The organism is Lentiprolixibacter sp. (assembly GCF_982873095.1).
Window position 1 is genome coordinate 1 of record NZ_CEYNTP010000094.1, and the last position, 9760, is coordinate 9760.

A 9760-nucleotide genomic window follows, 5' to 3' on the forward strand; every position below is an offset into this window, starting at 1 on the left:
ACGGTGTTACAGAAACGGACAGGATAAACTTATCAGGATCTTCATCTTTAGCACAGGTAAGTAACAGGAACAGTGCCGGTATAATCAGAAATATTCTTTTTGATGTTTTCATGGTAAGCTCTTTTTAAAATGATCTCCTCAGTTTATCCCTCATAGATACCCCGGAGATCATCTCCGGGGTATCTTTCGTTTATAGATCCACAAGAATTACGGATTCATTGAGTTGGAACAGAATTCCAGGGATACGGCCAGGCGTTCAAAGCTATTGGTAAAGTGTCCTCCGTTAAAGGTTTCATACGTATAGTCCACGCCGTAGGCATCCAGTTTCTGGGTCAGGAACGGATAGGCTTCATCCATATTCAGTTCGTCATTCAGGCCGATGTCCATATAGATGCCGTCAAGGGATTTAAAATTATCTACGTAGGTATCCAGCATACTGAATACATCGTGTGCGTACCATTTCATGGCCACTTCCGGGACAACGTCTCCGGTTGGGTATTCAAAAGGCAGGTCCACATAGAAATTGGGATTCTCCAGGTTGGGCGACCAGCAGGCACTCATTGCAAAGGCGGCACTGGTCATGAATTTAGCAGGGTCCGGACCGGTCATGCCGTTCGGATTTTCTGCCATAACAACCGGGCCGAGGCTCAGCATGGCGTCCACGAGGAGGAGCCCACTATGGCTGGCCACGGTACCAAAAACATCTGGATGTAAAAGGCCAAATTTAAATGCGGCATAGCCTCCCTGTGAATGGCCCACCACAGATCGCCCCGAAGCATCTGACCTGGTGTTGTAATTCGAATCGATGAAATTGACCAGGTCATTTACGATAAAGTCCTCGAAATTTCCATTCAGAACAGAGTTGGTATAGAAACTAAAGCCGAACCCGGCCTCACTGGCAGCGTTGGGCATCACAATGATCATAGGCTCAATTTTTCCTGTTTCAATAAGATTATCTACCCATTTTTGAAAACCTTCAACTGGGAAATCCGGGTATTGCTGGAAGGGCCAAACCTCTCCCGGTCGCACCCAGGAATCCCAGGTATTTGGGTTGGTATAGGTTTCCTCTGAAAAGGGGAGACCGTGTAATAAGTAGACCACAGGATAAGCCTCAGGCCCCTTGGCATCGTAGTTCTCAGGCAGATACACCTGTACATTTCGGGCAGCCTGGTTGCCTATAGCATTGTTAGTCAAGGAAGGACTAATAAAACTCTTTAGCTGAAGTTCGCTTTCTGCAGATATGGGTTCATACGTAGTGTCATCGTCATCGTCGCTGCAGCTCCACGAGGCAACGAGTAAAGCGAGCAATACGGAAATAAGTCTGAAAGTTTTCATGGTATTCGATTTAAAGGTTAGACATTGGCGAACGCTGATCCAACTTTTCCATTAAATGGCAGTGGTAAAGGACTTTGGTTCGCTTTTCAAATACCAAGGTAGAACAGCCTGGCCATCACAGCTTGTCCCTCTGTGCCAAATGCTTTACGCTACGTCCCACAAACCATTTTTGGACTAATTCAGTGGTCTGCAGCGGGGTGCGCGCCTTTCAGATGGCTGGGGGCATACCCGAATTTTTCTGAAAATACCCTGCTGAAGTGTGCCGGGTTTTTAAAGCCCGTATCGTAGGCTACTTCAGAAACATTCAGGTGGGTGGTGGCCAGGAGTTCTTTTGCTTTTTCTAACCTTAAGGCAATAAGGAATTGATTGACACTCATATCGGTCAGGGCGGAAAATTTTCGGTACAATTGGGAGCGGCTCATGCCCAGGGCCTCGCAGAGTTGGACAATGCCGAATTCCTCATCGCTCAAGTGGGCCACGAGGACTTCCTGTACCTTGTCCATAAAGGCATCTTCCCGTTGGTGCTTCCCGTTTTCGGCGATGTCCCGATAGACCTTCTGGTCGGCCAGTACGGCATAGCGGGCCTGCAAGCCTTTTCGCAGGCTGATCAGGGCGTTGATACGGATAAACAGTTCCTGCCGGTTGAAAGGTTTAGACAGATAGGCGTCTGCGCCAGACTTCAGTCCCTCTATACGCGAATCAAAATCAGACCGCGCCGTCAGGAGAACGATGGGGATGTGACTTGTGCGGAGGTCGGCTTTTAACTTCCGGCTGAGTGTATATCCATCCATTTCGGGCATCATCACATCGCTGATGATCAGGTCAGGGATACAGGCCAGGGCTTTTTTATAGCCTTCTGCCCCATCTCTGGCAATTTCGATATTATAGGTGCCTTCCAACAAGGATTCTAAGTATCGGATCACATCAGTATTGTCTTCCACGAGCAGGAGTTGGAGGGTGTCACCAGAGGTAGTTTCATGCTGTGTTGGTCTGTGTTCTGCTGCAGGGATTCGGGTAATTTGCGGGCCATTTAGTGGGGGCAGGGTTACTGGACTGGCTTCGTGCCGTATCGGTAGTCTTACCTCAAATACAGAACCACTGCCAGGGGTGCTGCTCACCGTAATTTCCCCTCCCAACAGGCGTACCAGCTCACGGGTAAGAGCCAGGCCCAGACCGGTACCCGTACCCTGTGGGTCCAGGTGATTTCTGGCCTGGAAATAGCGGTTGAATACCAGGGCTTGTTCCTCTGCTGGGATACCCACCCCGGTATCTTTGACCTGTAGTTTCACAAAGGGGTTATTCGCTAATTCAATCGGTTGCAGGTGCACAACAACCCTGCCCCCATCTGGTGTAAATTTCAGGGCATTGGATAGTAAGTTAGACAGGATGTCCCTCACCTTATCGGGATCCAGGTCCATAAAGAGCTCATCTGCTGCTGATGTAAAGCGGAGGTTAATGTTTTTGAGTTCTGCCATGGAATGGAAAGATTCCACCAGGTAGCGGGTATACAGCACCAGGTCATCGTGTACAAGGTTCAACGGCATGGACTTATCTTCCAGTTTGGCCAGGTCCAGTAATTGGTTGGTAAGGGATATCAGTTTGTCGGTATTGCGTTTGATCATTTCATGTCCGGGGTCCAGCCAGCGACCGGGATCGGTTTTGATCTGGTCAGCTATACCGGTGATGATGGTTAAAGGCGTCCTGAATTCATGGGCGATATGGGTGTAGAACTTGGTCTTGAGTTCGTCGATTTCCTGGAGCCTGTTTTTTTCGGCAACCTTGGCTTTTTCCCATTGGCTGGTAAAATAAAACAGGGTAAAGAAGATGGCCGTATTGCTGATAAGGAAGCCCATGAAATAGCGGTAGAACACATAGGGTTCTGATTGTAGGGGGTTTGCCAGTGTGGCGATAATCATGGCCACTGTGTAAAGCAGGAAGATATTTATGGCCCTGCGTTTATTGGGCAGGATCAGCGCATAAACCGGGCCTATCAAACCCACATAGACCGGGGTGCCTACATTTACCATGCCCCCCATGAGGTATACCTTGATCGAAGTGAGAATCACAAGGGCTATCTGTGTAAACAGGGCAAAGGCTGTAATATCCCTTCGATGGAAATGGAACACCACCAATGGGAGCACCATACAGAGCAGGAACAGTATATTGAATACCAGCACAGCTTCTCCCAGCACGGTTCCCATCAATACAATGCTTACCGCCAGGATAGGCGCCGAAGCAATGTTGAGCAGCCACCAGATCTTCTTTTGCAGTATGGTATTCGCATCATCCCCGGCAACCTTAACATACGCTTCCAAACGGGCATTCAACCGTTTCCATATCCCTGTAAAATTATGCATGACAAAAGATTTGGGGGACAAGTTAATTCACAGCGCAGGCAGAGAAAATGATCTGCGTCAGTCAAATCCCACAAATCAAATATGATGCTATGATGCCTCGGATATCATATCCGAGATATCATTATACTTACAATCAGTAAAAGTTCTACCAGGGAGGCCCGTTTCTAAAAGTCAAAATTGGTAACAAAGTTGAATTGGTGGTAGTTGCTGCGGTTAAAGACGACCTCCGGTTCCGTATTGTTCAGGTTGTTTTTATAGACATACAAAAGACTGATGTGCAGGCCGTCGAAAAAACCGGTGAAGGCATAGTCCAGGTGCAGGTTAAATTGCTGGTAGGCATCCAGGTTGTATTTGTTGAATTCATAGGCCTCTGTTTCCGGCCCGAAGAGTCGGGTGTAAGCGACTCCCCCGGTAAAATGGTCCCGGCCAAAATGGTAGATGGCCCCCAAAGTGATCACATCGGTATCCCCGAACCCTTCCAGGCGCGACCTGGGAAGTGAAGTGTAAAAATGATCCCGGCCGAGTTCCCTGGGAAACAGGAAGCGGCCACTGTCAAAGGCATGGGAATAGGCGGCCCACAGGTTCCAGTCTCCACTGAGGTAACTGACCTTGCCGCTGAGTACCTGCCCGTGTTCTCCGGGTTGTACATAGCGCTGCCCGTATTCCAGCCCCCTTTGGTAGCGGTCCGGGAACTGTACTGTATACTGCAGGCCCAGGTTCCATTGATTTCCGTGATATTCCAGCCCCAACCAGGAGGTATGGGAAAGATGGTGGATGTACCATTGGTAGAAATCCAGGCTAAAATCCTTATAATCGGCGTGGTACCCCAGCATGGCCAATCCGTCTGATTCCAGAACTTCGTGGTACTCCGCTTCGGTGCCATCAGGCTGAACCCCCTGGTTAGACAAACCTATCCCTTCTTTAAAATCAAACCATTCGACCGTGCTCCGTGGTGAGATCCGGTCGATCCAGGTGGCATATAGCAGGTGGTTTTTTGCAAGGTTGTAATGGAACCAGATCCCTTTAAAGGCAAAGGGTTTCATCCTGCCGTCCTGATGGTTCAACAGGGGGGTCTCTTCAATTTCCATTTTCCCATAGGTAATAAATCCGTGGGTGAGGTTGTATCGGATATACAGTTCTTCCAAACGGTCCAGGTCGTTGAAATTATCAAAATCCAGTACATCAAATAATTCATGCTCCCATTTGGAAAATTCACCGGTAACCGGGTCTACCTTATTCAGGTCCGATGAAAACGCCTTGTAGGTAAATATCCCAGCAGCCCCGAATTCGAAGTTATAGAACTCGTGGGAGCGGAACCTCATGGCCCCCCCTGTAGCGTTGGCGTAGTAATCCGTAAGGGCACCCTCGTTCATCGTAGACATGAAATAGTTGCGCAAGTGCCCGGTAATGGTCCCCAGACCAAAAAGTTCTTTCAGGTTGTGCAGGCTCCCATGGGTAACTTCGCGGTCGCTATCCAGGATACTATGCGGTTCTGTGTTTTTTTCAGGTGGTTTTTCTTGCGAGTTTAGGTTGGCAGTAAAGGTGAACAATAGGGATCCCAGAAACAGGATTTTCCAGGAGGAGGCAAGCTTTCCCATAACGTTTGGAATTGGTAGAACCTTACAAAGTTGGGAAATTTTAGTGGCTCAATATGTGATAAAAGTCACGTTCGCAACCATGATCCCTCCGATATCATATCCGAGGGAACATGGTTTACTTTACAGAAAATCAATATCTTTTGAATCCTAATCTCTCAATTATGAAAAATTTGCTGCTACTTGGCCTCTTTTGCCTTACCCTTGTGGTAAACGGTCAGACCGAAAGAACCCCCAAAACCCCTTTTACCCAAATGTACCTGGACGTATGGAATACCGCTGCTGAACACTGCCTGGAAGTGGCCCGTGCGATGCCGGAAGACTTGTATTCCTACAAGCCCACGGAAGTGAGTAAAACCTTCGGGGAGCAAATGGTGCATATTGCCCATACCGTGGAACTACTTGCCCAGCGCTACGTGCAGGGGATGGAAGTAAAACCCAATACACCAGATGCCTCCAAAATGACGAAGGCAGAGATCCTCAAACTTTTAGAAAACGGACTGGACTATGTCCGCGAGGTGATCTATACGGTGGAGCAGGAGCAGCTAAATGAAACCTGTGTGATGTACCACAGCGGCAATACGGTAAGCCGGGCCTTTGCCCTGTTCTATGTGCAGGACCATATGAATAACCACCGGGCAAAAGCCAATCTTTACATTCGTATGAATGACATACAGCCGCCGGAATATACCTGGTAAAGGTTATTCCCGAACCACCCTGAACCCGGTATGCCCGGGCTTTGGTATGTTCTCTGTATTCGCAGGATCTACAAAATCATATGCGCTGTAATCATAGGTTTTCAGCGCCTCCCCGCCGGTGTAATATTCAGCTACATTACCGCCCAGGTCGTACACCATCACCTCCTCCTTGAGTTTTACCATTTGATGGCTGCCGGCGTTTTTGATTAGCGACACCTTTACCTCCCCAAGCTTGCTTTGTAGATCCGGGACATCTAGCGCAGTAAGGGCATAGCCGGCCCAATGGTTGAGGTTATTCTGGTTTTTATATGCACTACGGGCCTTTTTGTGCCACTTTTTGGCCTCCGAGGCATTGGGCAGTCGGTACGTTTTCCCTGTCTTTTGGGATAACCAGGACAAGTATCCTTCGATTTCGGCTTTAGTTAAACCCGTCACGGGTCGGTTTGCCTGTAACCTGTCGAAGGTTTTGCCCGTGTAGGCATGGTACTGGGCCAAAGTCACCTCATGAGTGCCAATGGCAACACTGTCCCTGGCTGTGGAAACCACACTGGGCAGGAGTACTCCGTCTTTCAAGCTTCCTAACAGGCCGTCGTCCGACATATTTTCCTGCAGGCTGAGCAGGGAAGCCAGGGGACTGTCTTTTTTAAAGGCTTCGTTCTCCTCTTTCTTGTCTTTGAACAGGTAAGTCTCAAACCAGGTGATCTCCTCTTTCATCTTCCGAAGCTGGTGGGTGATCTTTCGCAGTCCGTGGGGTTGCCCGGGGAACCACAGGAATTTTACCGGGGCTTTGCCTACCTGTTGCAGCCCACGGTAGTATTCCCAGCCCTGGTCCCTTGGTACGGAACGGTCCTCACTCCCGTGGAAGATGATGGTGGGTGTCCTGATCTTTTCAATCTCAAAGATGGGGGAGTACTTGATGTACCATTCGTTGTAGTGCTTCCCGTTGGTATCGTCCCAGGGGGCGCCCCCAAAATAGCTCTGGTCAAAGGTCACCCCAAACCTGCAGGTCCCGTAGTCTGAAGTCCAGTTGATGTCCCCCGCACCCGGTGCAGCCACCTTGAACATGTCCGGGTATTTCAGTGTCATCCAGGTCGCCAGGATGGCCCCATTAGACCAGCCCATGATCCCCAGCTTGTCCATATCGATATATCCTTTCTGGTTCAGATGCTGTATCCCGTTGTAGAGGTCCACTTCCTCCAGGGAATAATACTTCCCGTTTTTTATGGATTCCACAAATTCCTGGCTGTGGTTACCGGAGCCGTGGTAATTGGGTTTCAGCACAAAGGCGTCTTTGTCCGTAAAGATCTGGGGGTAGGTCGACCAGCGTTCGGACCATTGGTCCTGGTCCACCCCGGTAGGCCCTCCATGAATGCTGAGCACCAGCGGGTATTTTTTCCCGGCTTCGTAGTTTTTGGGGTAATACAGAATCCCGTTTACCTCCTCCTCGTTGGCCCCTTTCCAGTAGATGATCTCTGATTTGGCGATGGGTTTCTTTTTTAGTTTATCGTTCAGGGAGGTCAGTTTCTTTGTTCCCTCCAGGGAGACGTTTTTACGACCCACATTGATTGTTGCCAGGTAATATTCCGGTAATTGGGATGCCGTGGAGTGCCGGTAGATGAGTTGTCTGGAATCTGCATTAAAGGCCAGTAGGGCAACATGTTCCTGCTGTGCTCCCAGATCAATAGCTTTCCAGGACCAGGAATTCCCTTTTTTCTCGTAGTACCGCACTTTTCTCAAGGGGCCGTTGGCCAGTTGTACAATAAGTCCGTTCCCATTCAGGAAGTACTCCCCGGCCAGTCCATTTTCCCATTCCAGGGATACTTTGGTGTAACTACCAGTTTCGAAAGTATAGTAATACAATTCCCGAATGCCGGACCCGTTCCATTCCGGATCTGATGAGGTTTCAGCCGAGAAATAGAAGCCCATACCATCCCGGGTAAACTTGTAGCCCACTGGGGTTTGCAAGTCCTGCAGGATCTTTTTGGAGGTGTTGGATTTGAGGTCCATCAACACATAGTTGGGTTTAGGGTTCCCGTCCACCCCGTAATCCGGCGAACGGATTTCCTGGTAAACCAGGTACCGGCCGTCCTCGGAAACCTCATAGGAATTAATACGGTAGGCATTGTCAGTAATCCGGTTCACCTCCTTGGATTTCAGGTCAAAGGTATATAGGCGCCTGGGGTTCCAGTGCAGCGTGTCCTCTACGATATTGGTGTTATCTTTTTCATAGGTAATATCGTAAAGCGTTTTTCCTTCTTCCCCGATAAAGACCAGGGTATTGGCATTAACCCGTTGTACATTGCTGATCCCATTTTCAAATGTGTGTACCTCTTCGGCCTCCCCACCCATGAGGTTCAGCTTCCAGAGTTTCTTTCCTTTTTCCCGGGACGATAGGAAGTAAAGGCTTTCCCCGTCAGCACTGAATACAGGGTTGGATTCGCTTGATTTAGAGCGGGTGAGTTGCACCACTTTGGGTTTGGCTGATGTGGATCCACCCAACCTGGCCAGGTAGAGGTGGTTTACGAATTTGTCTTCTTTTATGAGCCCTTTCCGCTGGCTCCAGACGATTTTTTGTCCGTCTTTGGAAAAGCTGGGGTTACCCACATAAACCGTGTTGATAATTTCTTCAGGGGTCCATTTGTCCTCCTGGGAATAACCACAGAAGGATACACTCAGGACGAGCAATAATGCGATGTATTTCATTGGTGTTCTGTTAGGGCCCTGAAGTAACTACATCTTAGGCAATTGCGCAAGTAAAAAGGACAGGGAAAGGAAGAAATAGATAGCTCGGATATCATATCCGAGCTATCTATTTTTTTAATTCCAAAAACGCCTGCTGTATCTTTCGGGTAATGGGGCCCGGGTCATTTTCAAAATAGGTATAGGCATCGATTTTCTTGATGGCCAGCACCTGGGAACCGGTACCGGTGAGGAAGGCCTCATCCATATAGGAAACATCAGCTGCGGGGACCCCTTGCAGACGCACTTCCAGCTGCAGTTTTTCGCAGAGTTCGAGGACGATCTGCCGGGTGATACCATCCAGCAAATACGGTCCTGCAGGGTGGGTGTAGAGGATCCCATCTTTCACAAAGAATACATTGCAATGCGAAGCTTCCGTGATCAGGCCATTGCGGACAAGGACCGTTTCATAACAATCGTTCTGCATGGCGTGTTCATTGGCCATGGTATTACCGAGCAGGGAGGTCATTTTGATGTCGCAGCGCGACCAGCGGAAGTCGTCCATAGTCACTACCGAGGCGTGGTTGTTGTTGATGTCGGGAAGCTTTTTTTCCCAGGCATACATCATCACGGTGGGGGAAATTCCTTTGGGAAAGCTATGTTGCCGGGGAGCCACTCCGCGACTCACCTGAATGTACAACAAACTGTCCTTTTCAAGTAATCCCGAGGCTTCCAGCAAGGCCGGGATTTCCTTCTCTACAGCGTCCACATCCAGGGAAATATCAATCTCACCCAGGCACCATTTCAGGCGGTCCATATGGGGTTTCTTGTAGAAAAACCGCCCGTTGATCCGTGCCATCACCTCGTAGATCCCATCCCCGAAGATAAAGCCGCGATCGAAGACGGAGATCCTGGCCTGATCGGCATCCAGGATCTCCCCGTTGAGGTAGACTTTGGTTGGGTAGGAGTACGGGCTTTTCATCGATTTTTTATCTTCATGATAATTCACCTAAAGGTAAGAAGTAACTCCTTGAAATGCATAAAAAAGCCCCTGCATTTGCAAGGGCTGTTTATTGTAATGAATAGCGATATTGTT

The 9760-nt window shown here is 49.0% G+C and carries 6 protein-coding genes; 1 reads left to right on the forward strand and 5 read right to left on the reverse strand.

The window, feature by feature from the left end; translation table 11 throughout:
- Positions 1–207 precede the first annotated feature (207 nt).
- The 3 genes from AC4E7D_RS07250 to AC4E7D_RS07260 form a co-directional block, all read right to left on the reverse strand.
- Positions 208–1335 carry an alpha/beta hydrolase gene (locus AC4E7D_RS07250; protein ID WP_490173145.1) on the reverse strand — a complete coding sequence of 376 codons (1128 nt, stop codon included), beginning with the start codon at positions 1333–1335 and terminating at the stop codon, positions 208–210.
- A gap of 179 nt (positions 1336–1514) precedes the next feature.
- Positions 1515–3692 carry a hybrid sensor histidine kinase/response regulator transcription factor gene (locus AC4E7D_RS07255; RefSeq protein WP_490173146.1) on the reverse strand — a complete coding sequence of 726 codons (2178 nt, stop codon included), beginning with the start codon at positions 3690–3692 and terminating at the stop codon, positions 1515–1517.
- A 164-nt stretch (positions 3693–3856) separates the two neighbouring features.
- Complete coding sequence (locus AC4E7D_RS07260; RefSeq protein WP_490173147.1) at positions 3857–5290, reverse strand: hypothetical protein; 1434 nt, start codon at positions 5288–5290, stop codon at positions 3857–3859.
- A gap of 161 nt (positions 5291–5451) precedes the next feature.
- Here AC4E7D_RS07260 and AC4E7D_RS07265 point away from each other — a divergent pair, with 161 nt between their 5' ends.
- Positions 5452–5985, forward strand: a complete 534-nt coding sequence (locus AC4E7D_RS07265) for a DinB family protein (protein WP_490173148.1) — start codon at positions 5452–5454, stop codon at positions 5983–5985.
- Between the two features lie 3 nt (positions 5986–5988).
- Here AC4E7D_RS07265 and AC4E7D_RS07270 read toward each other — a convergent pair whose 3' ends face one another.
- Positions 5989–8688: a prolyl oligopeptidase family serine peptidase gene (locus AC4E7D_RS07270; protein ID WP_490173149.1), complete on the reverse strand. Its 2700-nt coding sequence runs from the start codon at positions 8686–8688 to the stop codon at positions 5989–5991.
- A gap of 106 nt (positions 8689–8794) precedes the next feature.
- The gene (locus tag AC4E7D_RS07275) at positions 8795–9646 is read right to left on the reverse strand and encodes an aminotransferase class IV (RefSeq protein WP_490173150.1); all 852 of its coding nucleotides are present in this window, start codon (positions 9644–9646) and stop codon (positions 8795–8797) included.
- Positions 9647–9760 lie beyond the last annotated feature (114 nt).